The sequence below is a fragment of the Pseudomonas spirodelae genome (genome assembly GCF_034653255.1).
In the GTDB taxonomy this organism is placed as follows: domain Bacteria; phylum Pseudomonadota; class Gammaproteobacteria; order Pseudomonadales; family Pseudomonadaceae; genus Aquipseudomonas; species Aquipseudomonas spirodelae.
Genome location: NZ_JAYEET010000034.1, coordinates 1 through 15,922 on the forward strand (window position 1 = coordinate 1; position 15,922 = coordinate 15,922).

The 15,922-nt window shown below is 57.0% G+C and carries 17 protein-coding genes and 1 pseudogene; 11 read left to right on the forward strand and 7 right to left on the reverse strand.

Features of this window, described 5'->3' with window-relative positions; translation table 11 throughout:
* The 8 genes and pseudogenes from SOP97_RS09740 to SOP97_RS09775 all read left to right on the forward strand — a co-directional run.
* Nucleotides 1-239, forward strand: a pseudogene (locus SOP97_RS09740) (group II intron reverse transcriptase/maturase); the annotation flags it as partial.
* Nucleotides 240-461: 222 nt separating this feature from the next.
* Nucleotides 462-1,469 carry an alpha/beta fold hydrolase gene (locus tag SOP97_RS09745; protein ID WP_274086700.1) on the forward strand — a complete coding sequence of 336 codons (1,008 nt, stop codon included), beginning with the start codon at nucleotides 462-464 and terminating at the stop codon, nucleotides 1,467-1,469.
* 150 nt (nucleotides 1,470-1,619) lie between these two features.
* Nucleotides 1,620-2,108 (forward strand): ribonuclease E activity regulator RraA, encoded by a 489-nt coding sequence (rraA, locus tag SOP97_RS09750; protein ID WP_274086699.1) that lies wholly within the window; start codon nucleotides 1,620-1,622, stop codon nucleotides 2,106-2,108.
* 20 nt (nucleotides 2,109-2,128) lie between these two features.
* A complete protein-coding gene (locus SOP97_RS09755; RefSeq protein WP_274086698.1) occupies nucleotides 2,129-3,124 on the forward strand; it encodes a zinc transporter ZntB in 996 nt (331 codons plus the stop codon).
* A gap of 54 nt (nucleotides 3,125-3,178) precedes the next feature.
* Complete coding sequence (locus tag SOP97_RS09760; RefSeq protein WP_274086697.1) at nucleotides 3,179-3,424, forward strand: CrfX protein; 246 nt, start codon at nucleotides 3,179-3,181, stop codon at nucleotides 3,422-3,424.
* A 2-nt stretch (nucleotides 3,425-3,426) separates the two neighbouring features.
* A complete protein-coding gene (locus SOP97_RS09765; RefSeq protein ID WP_274086696.1) occupies nucleotides 3,427-4,242 on the forward strand; it encodes a mechanosensitive ion channel family protein in 816 nt (271 codons plus the stop codon).
* An 87-nt stretch (nucleotides 4,243-4,329) separates the two neighbouring features.
* Nucleotides 4,330-4,929: an RNA polymerase sigma factor SigX gene (gene sigX / locus SOP97_RS09770; RefSeq protein WP_274086695.1), complete on the forward strand. Its 600-nt coding sequence runs from the start codon at nucleotides 4,330-4,332 to the stop codon at nucleotides 4,927-4,929.
* A 101-nt stretch (nucleotides 4,930-5,030) separates the two neighbouring features.
* A complete protein-coding gene (locus tag SOP97_RS09775) occupies nucleotides 5,031-5,996 on the forward strand; it encodes an OmpA family protein (protein ID WP_274086694.1) in 966 nt (321 codons plus the stop codon).
* Nucleotides 5,997-6,407: 411 nt separating this feature from the next.
* Here SOP97_RS09775 and SOP97_RS09780 read toward each other — a convergent pair whose 3' ends face one another.
* Together SOP97_RS09780 and SOP97_RS09785 are read right to left on the reverse strand one after the other, a co-directional pair.
* On the reverse strand, nucleotides 6,408-6,854 hold the full coding sequence (locus tag SOP97_RS09780) for a thioesterase family protein (RefSeq protein WP_274086693.1): 447 nt from the start codon (nucleotides 6,852-6,854) through the stop codon (nucleotides 6,408-6,410).
* A gap of 89 nt (nucleotides 6,855-6,943) precedes the next feature.
* Nucleotides 6,944-7,261, reverse strand: a complete 318-nt coding sequence (locus tag SOP97_RS09785; protein ID WP_274086692.1) for a transcriptional regulator — start codon at nucleotides 7,259-7,261, stop codon at nucleotides 6,944-6,946.
* A gap of 208 nt (nucleotides 7,262-7,469) precedes the next feature.
* Between SOP97_RS09785 and SOP97_RS09790 the strand changes: the two genes are divergently transcribed.
* Nucleotides 7,470-7,862: a hypothetical protein gene (locus SOP97_RS09790; protein WP_274086691.1), complete on the forward strand. Its 393-nt coding sequence runs from the start codon at nucleotides 7,470-7,472 to the stop codon at nucleotides 7,860-7,862.
* Between the two features lie 36 nt (nucleotides 7,863-7,898).
* Here the strand turns inward: SOP97_RS09790 and alaC are convergent, their stop codons facing one another.
* Both alaC and acnB read right to left on the reverse strand, forming a co-directional pair.
* Nucleotides 7,899-9,128, reverse strand: coding sequence for an alanine transaminase (gene alaC, locus SOP97_RS09795; protein ID WP_322949087.1), 1,230 nt, complete (start codon nucleotides 9,126-9,128; stop codon nucleotides 7,899-7,901).
* Between the two features lie 232 nt (nucleotides 9,129-9,360).
* Complete coding sequence (acnB, locus tag SOP97_RS09800; protein ID WP_322949142.1) at nucleotides 9,361-11,970, reverse strand: bifunctional aconitate hydratase 2/2-methylisocitrate dehydratase; 2,610 nt, start codon at nucleotides 11,968-11,970, stop codon at nucleotides 9,361-9,363.
* Between the two features lie 408 nt (nucleotides 11,971-12,378).
* On the opposite strand from acnB, the gene SOP97_RS09805 reads away from it, so the two are divergent.
* A complete protein-coding gene (locus tag SOP97_RS09805; RefSeq protein WP_322949143.1) occupies nucleotides 12,379-12,855 on the forward strand; it encodes a DUF1289 domain-containing protein in 477 nt (158 codons plus the stop codon).
* A 60-nt stretch (nucleotides 12,856-12,915) separates the two neighbouring features.
* Here the strand turns inward: SOP97_RS09805 and SOP97_RS09810 are convergent, their stop codons facing one another.
* Nucleotides 12,916-13,779, reverse strand: coding sequence for a universal stress protein (locus SOP97_RS09810; RefSeq protein WP_274086688.1), 864 nt, complete (start codon nucleotides 13,777-13,779; stop codon nucleotides 12,916-12,918).
* Nucleotides 13,780-14,021: 242 nt separating this feature from the next.
* On the opposite strand from SOP97_RS09810, the gene SOP97_RS09815 reads away from it, so the two are divergent.
* Entirely contained in the window at nucleotides 14,022-14,627 is a 606-nt protein-coding gene (locus tag SOP97_RS09815) for a MiaE family protein (RefSeq protein WP_274086687.1), read from the forward strand.
* A gap of 70 nt (nucleotides 14,628-14,697) precedes the next feature.
* Here SOP97_RS09815 and SOP97_RS09820 read toward each other — a convergent pair whose 3' ends face one another.
* Complete coding sequence (locus SOP97_RS09820) at nucleotides 14,698-15,426, reverse strand: UDP-2,3-diacylglucosamine diphosphatase (RefSeq protein ID WP_274086686.1); 729 nt, start codon at nucleotides 15,424-15,426, stop codon at nucleotides 14,698-14,700.
* The gene (locus tag SOP97_RS09825; RefSeq protein ID WP_274086685.1) at nucleotides 15,423-15,917 is read right to left on the reverse strand and encodes a peptidylprolyl isomerase; all 495 of its coding nucleotides are present in this window, start codon (nucleotides 15,915-15,917) and stop codon (nucleotides 15,423-15,425) included. Before SOP97_RS09825 ends, SOP97_RS09820 begins: the two co-directional genes overlap by 4 nt.
* Nucleotides 15,918-15,922 lie beyond the last annotated feature (5 nt).

Genomic DNA, 15,922 nt, shown 5'->3' on the forward strand with positions numbered 1-15,922 from the left:
GGCACAAACTTCGCTGTGTCATCTGGCGGCAATGGAAGCAGCCCTCTACGAGGGCGCGCAACCTGATGCGCCTGGGATTGAGCGAGGAGCGTGCCTGCAAGTCGGCCTTCAATGGCCGAGGCCCGTGGTGGAACTCAGGAGCGCCGCATATGAATCAGGCGCTGCCGAAGAAGCTATGGGACAGACTTGGACTGGTCTCGATACTGGATACGATCAATCGGCTTAACCGCATGGCCTGAACCGCCGTGTACGGAACCGTACGCACGGTGGTGTGGGAGGACGGCGGCCGTGAGGCCGCCTCCTACCCGATTTCAGCACATCCATGTGCTTCACCTCTCCGGGGCTTGCGCGCAAAAACGCTGCTGGCGTTTTTGTGGTCGGCCATCGTGGCGACCTTAGGGCCGTCGCCTGCGACGTGAAAAATTGCGCCCGGCAATTGGCTTGTACCAGAGCGTAAACAGATGCAAAGCAGCAGTGAGCTTTTTCCCGTCGCCTTGATCAGCGCGGAACTCCGTGGCGATTTGAGTGAAGACATTTATCGCCTCAAGCCCGGTAACAGTCCGGATAGAAGTGTTGAACTGGCGCTGACGCGTCTGGGTCGTGCAGGCTATGAGCACACTCGTGGCGTGCCGGTGATTCTGATTCCCGGGAGCTTTTCCAACCGGCGCTTCTGGTTTTCGCCCAAGGGTATTGGGTTGGGCGCTTACCTGGCCCGTGCCGGCTTCGATGTGTGGATTGCCGAGATGCGTGGGCATGGCTTGTCGCCGCGTAACCGCGACTATTCACGCAACACGGTCAGTGATTACGTGCGTTACGACCTGCCGGCAATCGCTGACTTTATCCATGAGCTAAACCCGCAGAAGGCCCACTGGCTGGGGCATTCTCTGGGCGGGATTATTCTTGCTGGGGCGTTGGGTGGGCATTATCTGGATGAGGCGAAAATCGCCTCCAGTGCGTTGTTCGGCAGTCAGATCAGTCGCGTTTATTGGCCGTTGAAGCTGCCGCCACTGGAGTGGACCGCACGGCTGCTGCTTAAGCGCTTCTCGGTGCTTTCCGGCGCCCGACTTAAGCGTGGCCCGGAAGATGAACCGATTGGCTTGGTCGTCGAGAGCTTGCGCTGGCATGGCCTGTTTGGCCGTTTTGGTGATGCCAAGCGCAACTGGTGGGCCGGGTTGGCAGAGGTGCGGGTGCCGGTTCTGGCCGTAGCTGCGCTAGGGGACAGGCAGGATCCGGCCTGGGCCTGCGAAAAGTTACTCAAGCAGTTCGGTTCGCCCGTGAGTGAGTTTATCTGCCTGGGTAAAAAGCAGGGTTTCAGCAGCGACTTCGGCCATGTTGAAATGCTCATCAGTAAAGAAGCGCAGCGTGAGGTCTGGCCCTTGCTTGAGCAATGGTTGCAACGAAGTCCGCAAATGTCTGCCGAGCTGGAGCGTAGTGAATTAGAAGGCGCTGCAACTGCTGGCGTCGAGTAGCGGCAGGGGAGCCTAATTGCGGTTGACCTGGACAGTTGTCGCGCGTTGAATGCGCCCTTTGTCAGCCGGCGTATTGGCCTGTGGTTTATGATGCAAAACGGGTCGGGATCGACCTGTCAGCGCCCCTCAAATTCTCCAAGGAGCTTTGCCATGTATTACATCACCCCCGATCTGTGCGATGCCTACCCGGAACTGGTCCAGGTGGTTGAACCGATGTTCAGCAATTTTGGTGGCCGCGACTCTTTTGGTGGCGAAATTGTGACCATCAAGTGCTTTGAGGACAACTCGCTGGTTAAAGAGCAGGTTGAGCAGCCGGGTAAGGGCAAGGTCATGGTGGTCGATGGTGGCGCTTCCATGCGTCGCGCGCTTCTCGGTGACATGCTCGCCGAGAAAGCCGCGAAGAATGGCTGGGAAGGCATTGTGATTTATGGCTGCGTGCGGGATGTCGACGTGCTGGCGCAGACCGATCTGGGTATTCAGGCTCTGGCCAGCCATCCGATGAAAACCGATAAGCGCGGCATCGGCGACCTCAACGTCGCGGTCACCTTTGGCGGCGTGACCTTCCGTCCGGGTGAATTTATCTATGCCGACAACAATGGCGTGATCATCTCGCCGTCTGCCCTACAAATGCCGGAGTAGCCCACTTGCAGGAAACCGTCATGCACGAAGGTGAAAACGCTCAGTGGGGCTTGGTGCATGCCTTTGTCCTCAACGGCCAGGGCGGTGCTCGTAGCATCGCTCGGGATGAGTTGCCTGGGTTGGTGCTGGCTGAGCAAGAAAGCCTCTGGTTGCACTGGGATCGCGGTCATCCGCAGACGCATGCCTGGTTGCGCGCCGAAAGTGGCTTGAGTGAGTTCTGCTGTGACCTGCTGCTTGAGGAGAACACGCGGCCGCGACTGCTGGCGCTGCCTGAGCAGCAGCTGCTGCTGTTTTTGCGTGGTTTGAACCTCAACCCGGGGGCTGAGCCCGAAGACATGGTCTCTGTGCGTATCTTTGCCGACACCCAACGGGCCATTTCTTTGCGTTTACGACCGCTGCGGGCCACTGAGGCGTTGATCGAAGACCTGTTGGCCGGCCGCGGGCCGAAAACCTCGGCCGAGCTGATCCTCAGCATGGCGCATTACCTGACCGATAAAGTTGAGTTGTTGGTGGGCGAACTGTCGGAGCAGATCGATGATCTGGAAGAGTCCGCCGATGCCGAAGCCAGTGAGGCGCCGGATCATTCCACGCTGCTGCAGATACGTCGTCGTGCGGCCAGTTTGCGGCGTTTCCTGGCGCCGCAGCGTGATATCTACGCTCAGCTGACTGCCAGTGCCCAGGCGTGGTTTGTTGAGGGAGACGGTGGCTACTGGAATGAGCTGAACAACCGCTTGACCCGTTACCTGGAAGAGCTTGAACTCAGCCGTGAGCGGGTCAGCCTGCTGCTGGAAGCGGAAAATCGGCGCATGGATGAGCGGATGAACCACACCATGTACCGTTTCGGCATCATCACCGGGATCTTCTTGCCGATGAGTTTCCTTACCGGCTTGCTCGGGATTAATGTCGGCGGTATTCCCGGCTCAGAAAGCCCGCATGGCTTTCTTCTGGCTTGTTCGCTGATGGCGGTGGTAGCGCTGGTGCAGTGGCTGCTGTTTCGTCGCTTGCGCTGGATCTGATGTGACCTGCTCGGTACTGGTCTCGTCTAGCCGTCACATCCTGTGAGGTGCGCCATGCACGATCCCTTTGAAGAATCATTGCGCGATTTACTTAAGTCGCCCGCCTCGAGCCATGACGATGATGCTTGTCTGCATCGCGTGCTGAAAACCGCCAACCGCCAGGTCGGTGTCGGTGATTTGTTTGCCCTGATGGGGCATTGGGCCGGCGCGTTAATGATCGCGCTGAATAACGGATCGCCTCACGTTGCGCCGGTTTCGCGCCGTAAATCCTCCGAATCTTCTCTTGATAAGGCTGACTGAGCATGGAATTTACTCAAGTGCTGGTAGACGCGATGGCCAGCGTCTGGACCCCTATTGCTGCTTTTATTCCGCGGCTGTTTGGCGCCATGGTGGTGGTGTTACTGGGTTTTGTGGTGGCTAAGTTTCTCGACACTTTACTGTCCAAGCTGCTCGGTAAGATTGGCCTGGATCGTTTGATGGCCGGTACTGGTCTGACCAAAATCCTCGGTCGTGCCGGTATCCAAGTGCCGGTGTCGACCCTGATCGGTAAAATCGTTTACTGGTTTGTGTTGCTGATCTTCCTGGTCACTGCGGCTGAATCCCTTGGTCTTGAGCGGGTTTCCGCCACCCTCGATGTGCTGGCCCTGTACCTGCCGAAAGTCTTCGGTGCGGCCTTGGTGTTGCTCGCCGGTGTCTTGTTGGCGCAACTGGTCAGTGGCTTGGTGCGCGGCGCTGCAGAAGGCGTAGGCCTGGATTATGCCGGCGGCCTGGGGCGTATTGCTCAGGGCTTGGTGATCATCATCAGTATCTCGGTGGCGATCGGTCAGCTTGAGGTGAAAACCGAACTGCTTAATAACGTGATCGCCATTGTGCTGATCTCGGTAGGGCTGGCTGTCGCTCTGGCGCTGGGGCTGGGCAGTCGCGATATCGCCAGTCAGATCCTGGCTGGTATTTATGTGCGTGAATTGTATGAAGTGGGGCAACAAGTCCAGGTCGGTGCGGTCGAAGGGCAGATCGAAGAGATCGGTACGGTTAAAACCACGCTGCTGACGGAAGCCGGCGAGCTGGTTTCAGTCGCTAACCGTACCTTGCTTGATCAGCAGGTAAGCAGCCGCTAAGGCTAATCCCTGCTATTGTATGCGGCCAATCAGCAGCCTGATTACAGGTTGCGTTGGCTTATGTCCTGACTGTCGGCCCGACTCGTTTTGAATAAAGCCCACTCCGCATCACTGCGCTATGACCCCCGCGAACTCTCGGACGAAGAGTTAGTGGCGCGTGCCCGTGACGAGTTATTTCATATAACCCGTGCCTATGAAGAGTTAATGCGCCGTTATCAACGTACTTTATTTAACGTGTGCGCGCGTTATTTGGGTAACGACCGTGATGCGGATGATGTCTGCCAAGAAGTTATGCTCAAGGTTTTATATGGCCTTAAAAACTTTGAGGGTAAGTCAAAGTTTAAAACATGGCTGTACAGCATCACGTACAACGAATGCATTACTCAATATCGCAAAGAACGTCGCAAGCGCCGTCTTATTGACGCCCTAAGCTTGGATCCGCTCGAAGAAGCGTCTGAAGAGAAAGAGCCAAAGCCTGAAGATAAAGGTGGACTTGATCGTTGGCTGGTGCACGTTAATCCCATCGATCGGGAAATTTTGGTGCTACGTTTTGTCGCAGAGCTGGAGTTCCAAGAGATTGCCGACATTATGCACATGGGCCTAAGTGCTACGAAAATGCGCTATAAGCGTGCACTTGATCGGCTACGCGATAAATTTTCGGATAGTGCTGAAACTTACTTAGAATAAAGCCGTCATAGCTAACGGTTAATTCTGGTAGAATTATCGGCTGAGTTGTCTTGTGTTTGTCAGACAACTTACTGACCATCATGAGATAGGGAATATTGGTAATGAAACTGAAAAACACTTTAGGCGTTGTCATTGGCTCGTTGTTGGCTACTTCTTCTCTCAGTGCTCTGGCCCAAGGCCAAGGCGCTGTAGAAATTGAGGGTTTTGCCAAGAAAGAAATTTTTGACAGCGCCCGTGACTTCAAAAACAACGGCAACCTGTTTGGTGGCAGCATCGGCTACTACCTGACTGACGACGTTGAACTGCGTCTGGCCTATGACGAAGTACACAACGCCCGCGGCGAAGATGGTCGCAACATCAAGGGTTCGAACACCGCTCTGGACGCGCTGTACCACTTCAACAACGCTGGCGACGCACTGCGTCCTTACGTTTCTGCTGGTTTCTCGGATCAGAGCATCGGTCAGTCCGGTCGCAATGGTCGTAACGGTTCTACCTTCGCCAACATCGGCGGCGGCGCTAAGTATTACTTCACTGACAACTTCTATGCCCGTGCTGGCGTTGAAGCTCAGTACAACATCGACCAGGGCGATACCGAGTGGGCGCCAAGCGTCGGTATAGGCATGAACTTCGGTGGTGGCAGCAAGCCGGCGCCAGTTGTTGTCGCTGCTGTTGAGCCGACCCCAGAGCCGGTAGCTGTTGAAGAGCCGATGGAATTGGTTCGTGTTGAGCTGGACGTTAAGTTCGATTTCGACAAGGCCAATGTTAAAGAAGAAAGCTACGGCGACATCAAGAACCTGGCTGACTTCATGAAGCAGTACCCGCAGACCACCACCGTGGTTGAAGGTCACACTGACTCCAAAGGCAGCGACGCTTACAACCAGAACCTGTCCGAGCGCCGCGCTAGCGCTGTTCGTGACGTGCTGGTCAATCAGTACGGCGTTGATGCTGCCCGCGTTAATGCGGCAGGCTACGGCGAAACTCGTCCGGTTGCTGATAACGCTACCGACGCAGGCCGCGCTGTTAACCGTCGCGTAGAAGCTGAAGTAGAAGCTCAGATCCAGCAGTAATCGATCTGGCTGTATAGAAAAGCCCGGCTTAGACCGGGCTTTTCTTTGTCTGGAAATAGGCTGAGGCGTTATAAAAAACATATCTATGTCAGGTTCATCTGGCATGCGCGCGGCAATGGTGTTCCGTGGGTTTGACGTCAGCGGCGGGGTTAAGCGCATGCGTAGGCATGGGAAGGGTCAGGAGCGCCAAGGCGAGTAGGTTGCTCAGTAGTCCGGCGTTGCGGACATGGCGGCGCGTAGCTGTCACAGTAATGGCCCCTGCTTTTGATTTTATGCATAAGGCGTAGCAGAGGATGCGCCGGCTGTCACGGCGGCAGCCGAATAAACGAGCAAAAACTCTCTGACCAGGCGGGGTCGTAGCGCTCAGGCGAGGTCATGCTGGCGCTCGCCGGAGTTCCTCGGCAGCGTCGGTTATTGGCTGAGCCAGTTAACCTTGCTGAATTTATTGCTGAAGGCGGCTGGCATCTTCACCACCTTGCCTAGCTTATAGTTAAAAAACACGAAGCCGGACTTAGCCATAGCCACTAGCACACCGTCGGCCGGACGCGTGATGCGGAAGGTGATATCGCCGCCGTAGTTGTTGAAATCCATCACGCCGACCTCGAACAGCAATTGATCGCGGGCGTGGGCCTCGGCGCGGTAGGTGGTGGCTAGGTCGGTAACGATGATGCCTGTGCCGTCTTCCTGGGTTTCCTCGATGCCGAACTCGAATAGAAAGCGCGCCCGCGCCTCGGAAATCATCGAGATCATCGAGTCATTGCCCAGGTGGTTGGCAGCGTTGATGTCAGTTACCCGCACAGTCAGGTGAGTGCTAAAGCAGAACTGGTCTTCGGGAAACATTAGGGTCAAGCGGGCCATTGCTGCATCCAGTCGTTGAAAAGATGGCGAATATTAGCCCTGTTGCGCTCTGTGTGGCAGGTGCTGCGTGGTGTTCGGTATTAACAGTCCTAACGTGAGCGTGATTGGCTCTGTCCTTCCTCGACAAAGGCCTTGAGCCAGCGCAGTACCTCCACAGCCTCCCAGCGTGAAGGATCGAACATGGTATAGGCCAGGCCTTGGTAACCGACTACGTCCAGTTGGCGGTGATAGCCGGCACGCTGCAATAACGCTTCTATCTCGGCAAAACAGGTATTGAAGTGCGCCCGTGAGAACGGCGTCTTGCCCTCGGTGACGATGCCGTCGAGCTGTAATTCTTCGACGATGGCGCGGACTTTTTCCACAGCCATGCGGTTTACGCTGTCTTTCATCTGCAATACGTCTTGCATGTGTGAGCTCCTGTTCGCGACTTGTAGGGTCCGTTTACGGGTTGTGCGGCTGGCTAAGTAGGCGGGGGCAAGGGTAATCGAAAATACTGTACAAATAAACAGTATTCGATAATAGTAAGCCCAAGTCCTAAATCGTCACCTACCCGATCTCTCCCGCCATGTGCTCGCAAAGCCAATGGCGACAGGCACTGCAAAGGAGTCGCTAACAATGCAACAGATGCTGATGACACTTGTGCTACTGGGTCTTTTAGCCGGCTGTGCGCAGCCGCAGCTTGATCAACCCCGAGCCAATGGCACTTACCTAGTCATAGAGAACAGCCAGGCCTGGGCCGTGCTGGTATTCGACGGGATGCGCGTTGAAGAGCGCGGTACGGTGGTGGATGTGATTAAGCAGCCTAGCGAGGGCGCGGTAGTGGCGGCCAGCTATGTCATCGAGACGGCCAATTGCGGCCGTGTGCAGTGGCTGAGCGAACGTTCGGATGCGGCCGATGGCGTGACGAATCGGATGTCGCTGCACAGCAGCAACCAGCTGGGGCAAAGTGGCTGCGTGATTGCTGATGGCCTGAGCCGGGTGTGGACGGTGCTGGATTATTCGAGCTGAAACGTTAGAGGGCACCCTAAGGTGCCCTCTGTGTGATTACTGGTCGTGAGGTTTGGCTTTTTGGCCGGTTAATAGGCCGTCCGCGCGAAACATCGTCTTAATCCCGCGAAGCGCCTGACGGGTGCGGTCTTGGTTTTCGATCAGGGCAAAGCGCACATGGTCGTCACCGTAATCACCGAAACCAATACCCGGAGAAACGCAGACCTTGGCTTCCAGTAGTAGCTTCTTGGCAAACTCCAGTGAGCCGAGATGGGCGTACTGCTCGGGAATCTTGGCCCAGACATACATCGAGGCTTTGGGGTTCTCAACCATCCAGCCCAGCTCATGCAGGCCTTTGACCAATAAGTTGCGACGCTGGCGATACTGTTCGGCGATATCGCGCACACACTGTTGGTCGCCTTCCAGTGCTGCAATGGCTGCAACTTGCAGCGGGGTGAAGGTGCCGTAGTCGTGGTAGCTCTTGATTCGTGCGAGGGCGTTGACCAGTTCTTTATTACCGACCATAAAGCCGATGCGCCAGCCGGCCATGTTGTAGCTCTTGGACAGGGTGAAGAACTCCACGGCAATGTCTTTGGCACCCGGCACCTGCATGATTGACGGTGCTTTCCAGCCGTCATAGACGATATCGGCGTACGCCAAGTCGTGAATAACCAGCACGTCGTATTGCTTGGCCAGGGCCACCACGCGTTCGAAGAAGTCCAGCTCTACGCATTGCGCAGTGGGGTTTGAGGGGAAGCCGAGGATCATCATCTTCGGCTTAGGTATGGATTCGCGAATTGCGCGCTCCAGCTCAGCGAAGAAGTCCACGCCCGGAATCAACGGCACCGAGCGCACCTGTGCGCCGGCGATCACCGCACCGTAGATGTGAATCGGATAACTGGGGTTGGGTACCAGCACGGTATCGCCATGGTCCAGAGTGGCCAGCATCAAATGTGCCAGGCCTTCCTTTGAGCCGATGGTTACGATGGCTTCACTTTCCGGGTCGATATCGACCGTATAACGGTCCTTGTACCAGCGCGAAATGGCGCGACGCAGGCGCGGAATACCGCGAGAAGTCGAATAGCCGTGAGTGTCTTCGCGCTGGGCGACCTGCACCAGCTTTTCGACGATATGCGGTGGGGTGGGGCCATCGGGGTTGCCCATGCTGAAGTCGATGATGTCTTCGCCACGGCGGCGCGCGGCCATCTTCAGCTCGGCGGTGATATTGAACACATAAGGGGGGAGTCGATCGATGCGCGCAAAGCGGCGCGGAGCTTGATCAGTCATGCTTTCCTCGGATACGTAAGCGCCCGGAACCGTCCGAGCGACGTTGGCCAGTGCGCTGGCCAGGTGGCGAAGATAAGTGGCGGTGCGTCGCCTGTCCAGCACAGTTACGCCGCCGTGCTGCATAACAGTGCGCTAGGTGTAGCCATTGAGTTGCTCGGTCATGGATCAGAAAAGAAAAAGCCCCGCACTAGGCGGGGCTCTTCTTCAGCGTACAGCGTGATGCGTTGTTTCGTTAGGCTTGAACGACCGGGATATTGGCGTTCGCAGCAGCTTCACGGAACTCGGCGATCTGGTCGAAGCTCAGGTAGCGGTAAACGTCCGCTGCCATGGTGTCGATTTCCTTCGCGTAGACCATGTACTCCTCAACAGTCGGCAGCTTGCCGGTGATGGCTGCAACAGCCGCCAGCTCAGCCGAAGCCAGGTAGACGTTGGCACCATCGCCCAGACGGTTGGGGAAGTTACGGGTCGAGGTCGATACCACGGTGGAGTTGGCTTCCACGCGTGCCTGGTTACCCATGCACAGCGAGCAGCCCGGCATTTCCATGCGCGCGCCGGCTTTGCCGTAGATGCCGTAGTAGCCTTCCTCGGTCAGCTGGTGCTGGTCCATTTTGGTCGGCGGCGACAGCCACAGGCGAGTTGGCAGGGTGCCTTCAACTTTTTCCAGCAACTTACCAGCCGCGCGGAAGTGACCAATGTTGGTCATGCACGAACCGATAAACACTTCGTCGATCTTCTCACCGGCAACGGTCGACAGCAGACGAGCATCGTCTGGGTCGTTCGGGGCGCAGAGAACTGGCTCATTGATGTCTGCCAGATCGATTTCGATGATCTCGACGTACTCAGCGTCTTTGTCAGCCGACATCAGCTTAGGATCAGCCAACCAAGCTTCCATTGCTTGGGCGCGACGCTCCAGGGTGCGTGCATCGCCGTAGCCTTCGCTGATCATCCAACGCAGCAGGGTGATGTTTGAGCGCAGGTACTCAGCGATAGCTTTTTCCGGCAGCTTGATGGTGCAACCTGCAGCGGAACGCTCGGCAGAGGCGTCGGACAGTTCGAACGCTTGCTCAACAGTCAGTTCGTCCAGGCCTTCGATTTCGAGGATGCGACCGGAGAAGGCGTTAACCTTGCCTTTCTTTTCAACGGTCAGCAGGCCTTTCTGGATGGCCGCGTAAGGAATCGCATGCACCAGGTCACGCAGGGTGATGCCTGGTTGCAGCTTGCCCTTGAAGCGCACCAGAATCGACTCTGGCATGTCCAGCGGCATTACGCCGGTGGCGGCGGCGAACGCGACCAGGCCGGAACCGGCCGGGAAGGAGATGCCGATCGGGAAGCGGGTGTGCGAGTCGCCACCGGTACCGACGGTGTCCGGCAGCAGCATGCGGTTCAACCAGCTGTGGATGATGCCGTCACCAGGACGCAGGGAAACACCGCCACGGGTGCGGATGAAATCCGGCAGGGTGTGGTGGGTGGTGACGTCGATCGGCTTTGGGTAAGCCGCGGTGTGGCAGAACGACTGCATCACCAGATCAGCGGAGAAGCCCAGGCAGGCCAGGTCTTTCAGCTCGTCGCGGGTCATTGGGCCAGTGGTGTCCTGGGAGCCAACGGTGGTCATCTTCGGTTCGCAGTAGGTGCCAGGGCGAACGCCTTGGCCTTCAGGCAGACCGCACGCCTTGCCGACCATTTTCTGCGCCAGGGTGAAACCCTTGGTGCTGGCAGCTGGTGGCTCAGGCAGTTTGAACAGGTCGGTTGGACCCAGGCCCAGTTCGGCGCGCGCTTTCTCGGTCAAACCGCGACCGATGATCAGCGGGATACGGCCGCCAGCGCGGACTTCGTCGAGCAGTACTGGAGTCTTCATTTCGAAGGTGGTCAGTACTTCGTCGGTGCCATGCTTGCAGACTTTGCCAGCATGCGGGTACAGGTCGATCACGTCGCCCATGTGCATGTTGGAAACGTCGAATTCGATTGGCAGGGCGCCGGCATCTTCCATGGTGTTATAGAAGATCGGAGCAATCTTGCTGCCGAAGCAGAAGCCGCCAGCGCGCTTGTTCGGCACGTTCGGGATGTCGTCGCCGAAGAACCACAGCACCGAGTTGGTGGCGGATTTACGCGAGGAACCAGTACCGACTACGTCGCCGACGTAAGCAATCGGGAAGCCTTCGTTGCGCATGGCTTCGATTTGCTTCATCGGGCCAGTTACGCCTTGCTCGTCCGGCACGATGCCGTCGCGAGCCATTTTCAGCATGGCCAAGGCGTGCAGCGGGATATCTGGGCGCGACCAGGCATCTGGAGCAGGGGACAGGTCATCGGTATTGGTTTCACCGGTAACCTTGAATACGCGCAGGCTGATCTTGTCGGCCAGGGTTGGGCGGTTCTTGAACCACTCGCCATCAGCCCAGGATTGCAGTACTGCTTTAGCGTGAACGTTGCCGTTTTTGGCTTTTTCAGCGACGTCGTGGAAGGCGTCGAACATCAGCAGGGTGTGCTTCAGTTGCTCGGCAGTCACGCCAGCGAGTTCGCTGTCGTCGAGAAGCTCAACCAGGGTGGCGATGTTGTAGCCGCCCTGCATGGTGCCCAGCAGCTCAACAGCGTGTTGCTTGTTGATCAGTGGGGAAGTGGCTTCGCCTTTGGCAATGGCAGAGAGGAAACCAGCCTTGACGTAGGCAGCTTCGTCGACGCCTGGCGGCACGCGGTTGGTGATCAGGTCGAGCAGAACGGCTTCTTCGCCGGCTGGCGGGTTTTTCAGCAGCTCGATCAGGCCTGCGGTTTGTTCGGCGTTCAGCGGCTGGGGCACGATACCCTGAGCGGCACGCTCTGCTACATGTTTGCGGTAGGCTTCAAGCACAGTTATTACCCTCATCAGTGGTCCCAAATGCGTGTCCGGGACGCGATCCAGAAAAACAACAAACCAGGCGCTTCGTGGCTTTATGGGCCGCTCAGCCGAGATTGTGCTGCTTTCTTGCAGAAGCTGTTTTCAAAGTTTTACGCCGGCAGGACGGTTTGGATGAGGGCTGGTACCGACACTTGAAGGGGTGGCTCAAGGGGCGGTACCAACATCGAACCTGCAGGATTGACTGTGCTCGTGACGCTTTGAAAACAGCTTCCAACGGATGTTGCTGCCTCTAAAAGGCCGGCTGATTCTACTGGAAAGCTTTCATAAAGTTAAGCCGAAGGCCCCGCTTATATAGGGGTGATCTGCCTTAGACAAAGGGCTAAGATGCCAGCCTATCCGCCAGTATCCATGCCTTTCGTTATGTCTAATCAGCGCATCAAAACCCCTTGTGTTGGCCTGTGCTCCACTGTTTACGGCGATTTAGTCTGCCGTGGCTGTAAGCGCTTTCACCATGAGGTGATCAACTGGAACGGTTATAACGACGAGGAAAAACACGCCGTCTGGCTGCGTCTGGAAGTGTTGTTGGTGCAAGTGATGACGGCGAAACTCGAGGTTTTTGATGAAAACCGCCTGCGCATGCAGCTGGAGCAGCGCAAGATCCGCTTTGCCCCGCAGCAGTCACCTTATTGCTGGGCCTACCAGCTTATAGCCCGTGGGGCCCGAGTGATCAGCCAGGTAGAGGCGTATGGCATAGTGCTATTGCCGGAGTTTCGCGAGTGGAACCTGCCGGAGTTACGCGACGCGATTGATCGTGAATTCTTTCTATTGTCCGAAGCGCATTATCAGCGCTATATCGCCCCGCAATTTTTGCGTGATGGTTTGAATGTGCAGATTTAGCCCCGGGTTAAACCACAAAGCCGCCCTTTAAGGCGGCTTTGTGGTTTTTGCCGTTCAGTCTCAGCGCTGAGCGACCAGTTCTTCGAGGTGGGCGATGATGTCGTCTGGCTTGAGCACCAGAATGTCGCTTTCGAGGGCGTCGAGAATCACTTCGGCGGTATTGCCGATCAATGCGCCAGACAACCCGGTGCGTGCAACGGTGCCAATCACGGTAACGCCTGCATTGAGCTGACGAGCGATCTGCGGAATCAATGAATCGGCTGGCCCTTCGGCGATATGCAGGTGTTCATCGTTGATGTCGTACTCGGCCTGGAAGGCTTTGCACTGCTCCCGGTAACGCGCTTCGATGGTCTCTTTTAGCTGGAAGGTCGGGTCGGCCGCTGAAAGCATCGGTGTTGGGTGGGCGCTGATGACATGCAGTTCAGCCTTAGCCAACGCCGCGATATCGTAACCATGGCTGACAATACTGGTGTGCAGCGTGCGGTGTTCACCATCGGCATTGCCTACGTCTACGGCCGCCAAGATTACGCTGCCGGCCCAAGGCTTGTCGGTTTTGACCATCAATACGGGCGCCGGGCAGTAACGCAGCAGCTTCCAGTCACCCGGCGTGAGCAGGGCTTTTTTAAGTGGGTTGTCGGGGAAATGTTGCTTGATCACCAGGCCGCAGCCTTCGGCTTGCTGCACGTTGATGATGGTTTGATGCTGGCTATCATCCCAGGCCTGCTGACTGGAGGTGCTGAACCCTTCGCTGTTGAGCAAACTGGTGAGGTCGCTCAGGTAACCGGTATGGTCACTTTTCTTGTCGCATACCAGTAGGTGCAGATGCGATTGCGTGACGCCGGCAATCAGTTTGGCGCGCTTGAGAGCCAGGTCGTCTGTGTGCGTCGGTTCCACCACCACCAGAATGCTGCGAATAGCTTGCATGATCGTCTCCATGTGCAGTCCATTTTTCTAATTATCACTATAGATCGCTGCCGCTCGATCAATGCTGATTGATGTCAATCGAGTGGCTGTTTGCGCGCTCAATCGTATAATGCGCGCCCTCTAGCGTTATCACTCTTGCCGGCTTAGCTGTGTGAATTTATGTATCTGTTAGCTGAAATTGAACCCCTGCAGCACTGTCGTTTTTCTCGGGTCTCGCCTTGCTGCGCAGCAGGCCTGTGGTCATGAACCTGCCTGAAATCCACGAATTTCTCGGTTGCCGGACACCGGATGCCTGGATCACTGCGGCTTTGGCTGATCAGCAGACCCTGCTGATTGACCATAAGAACTGTGAGTTCAAGGCCGCCAGTACGGCGCTGAGCCTGATGGCCAAGTACAGCACTTATGTGGACCTGCTTAACGCCATGTCGCGCCTGGCCCGTGAGGAGTTGGTGCATCACGAGCAGGTACTGCGCATCATGAAGCGGCGCAAAATCGGCCTGCGGCCGGTATCCGCGGCGCGCTATGCCTCGGGCTTGCGCAAAGTGGTGCGTACCCATGAGCCGCACAAACTGGTGGATACCCTGGTGGTCGGTGCGTTTATCGAGGCGCGCAGTTGTGAGCGCTTCGAGGCGCTGGTGCCGCATCTGGATGACGAGCTGGGTAAATTTTATTTCGGCTTGCTGAAAAGCGAGGCGCGGCATTTTCAGAATTATCTGAAGTTGGCCTACCAATACGGCGATGCTCGAGATGTTGATCAGGCCATCGAGCGGGTGAGGGCGGCGGAGCGTGAACTGATCGAGTCGCCAGACACTGAGTTTCGTTTCCACAGCGGGATTCCGCCACGCTGAAACTTTGGCGCGCCGAGCAGGCGCGCTGCTGTGTAGTTAATCTGGCGGTTTTGCCGGACGCGTCAGGCGGTCAGTCTGCTGCCAGCTCGAACGCGCTTTGCTGCAAGCCTTGCCTGTCGACCAGCAAGGCCCAGCCTTGCTGGTCCCAGTCGCCGAGGACGATGCGCTGCGCCGCCTCGCCGTTGACCTGCAGTTGATGGGTGGCCGGGCGGTGGGTGTGGCCGTGAATCAGCGTGCGTACGCGGTGGGCGGCCATGATGCGCGGCACTTCGTCCGGGGTAACGTCGACAATTTCACTGGCTTTCATGCGGGTTTGCGTGCGGCTTTCATTGCGCAGCTTGCGCGCCAGTTTGTGCCGGGTGCTGAGCGGCAGGTTGCGCAGGATAAACAGGGCGATGGGGTTGCGCAGCCAGCGGCGCAGCTTCATGTAACCAATATCCTGAGTGCACAGGCTGTCGCCATGCATTAGCAGCGTGCGCTCACCGTTAAGCTCAATCACGCACGGGTCTGGAATTAGGCTGCAGCCTGCTTCTTGGCAGAAGGCCTTGCCGATCAGGAAATCACGATTGCCGTGCATCAGATAGATGCGCGTGCCGCGCTCGCTAAGGTTGCGCAGCGCTTGGGCAATCGAGCGTTGAAAAGGGGTAATGGCGTCGTCGCCGATCCATACTTCGAAGAAGTCGCCCAGGATATACAGCGCCTGAGCGTGAGCCGCGCGGGTTTCGAGAAAATGCAGGAAGGCCCGGCTGATAGCCGGGCGCTCCTGTTCAAGATGCAGATCGGAGATCAGTAGAATCACTCAACGATCTCGGCGCGCTCGATGATCACGTCTTCAACGGGCACATCCTGGTGGCCGGATTTGCTAGTGGTGTCCACGGCCTTGATCGCGTTAACCACGTCCATGCCTTCAACCACTTCACCAAACACCGCGTAGCCCCAGCCCTGAACGGTTGGCGCGCTGTGATTGAGGAAGCTGTTGTCACCAACGTTAATAAAGAACTGCGCGGAAGCCGAATGCGGCTCCATGGTACGGGCCATGGCCACGGTGCCGATTTTGTTGGCAACGCCGTTGTTGGCTTCGTTTTTGATCGGTGCGCGAGTGGTTTTCTGCTTCATGCCCGGCTCAAAGCCACCGCCCTGGATCATGAAGTTGCTGATCACACGGTGAAATACCGTGTTGTCGTAATGGCCATCTTTAACGTACTGCTTGAAGTTGGCCACGGTCTCTGGGGCTTTGTCTTCGAACAGCTTGAGGGTGATAACGCCGTGGTTGGTGTGCAGCTTGATCATGGAGG

Coding starts and splice junctions, on each gene's coding strand:
- SOP97_RS09755 (WP_274086698.1), top strand. CDS start 2,129: ATGCACGAAGGTGAAAACGCTCAGTGGGGCTTGGTGCATGCCTTTGTC.
- SOP97_RS09815 (WP_274086687.1), top strand. CDS start 14,022: ATGAACCTGCCTGAAATCCACGAATTTCTCGGTTGCCGGACACCGGAT.
- rraA (WP_274086699.1), top strand. CDS start 1,620: ATGTATTACATCACCCCCGATCTGTGCGATGCCTACCCGGAACTGGTC.
- SOP97_RS09825 (WP_274086685.1), bottom strand. CDS start 15,917: ATGATCAAGCTGCACACCAACCACGGCGTTATCACCCTCAAGCTGTTC.
- SOP97_RS09745 (WP_274086700.1), top strand. CDS start 462: ATGCAAAGCAGCAGTGAGCTTTTTCCCGTCGCCTTGATCAGCGCGGAA.
- SOP97_RS09810 (WP_274086688.1), bottom strand. CDS start 13,779: ATGCAAGCTATTCGCAGCATTCTGGTGGTGGTGGAACCGACGCACACA.
- SOP97_RS09780 (WP_274086693.1), bottom strand. CDS start 6,854: ATGGCCCGCTTGACCCTAATGTTTCCCGAAGACCAGTTCTGCTTTAGC.
- SOP97_RS09785 (WP_274086692.1), bottom strand. CDS start 7,261: ATGCAAGACGTATTGCAGATGAAAGACAGCGTAAACCGCATGGCTGTG.
- SOP97_RS09765 (WP_274086696.1), top strand. CDS start 3,427: ATGGAATTTACTCAAGTGCTGGTAGACGCGATGGCCAGCGTCTGGACC.
- SOP97_RS09760 (WP_274086697.1), top strand. CDS start 3,179: ATGCACGATCCCTTTGAAGAATCATTGCGCGATTTACTTAAGTCGCCC.
- SOP97_RS09805 (WP_322949143.1), top strand. CDS start 12,379: ATGTCTAATCAGCGCATCAAAACCCCTTGTGTTGGCCTGTGCTCCACT.
- alaC (WP_322949087.1), bottom strand. CDS start 9,128: ATGACTGATCAAGCTCCGCGCCGCTTTGCGCGCATCGATCGACTCCCC.
- SOP97_RS09790 (WP_274086691.1), top strand. CDS start 7,470: ATGCAACAGATGCTGATGACACTTGTGCTACTGGGTCTTTTAGCCGGC.
- SOP97_RS09775 (WP_274086694.1), top strand. CDS start 5,031: ATGAAACTGAAAAACACTTTAGGCGTTGTCATTGGCTCGTTGTTGGCT.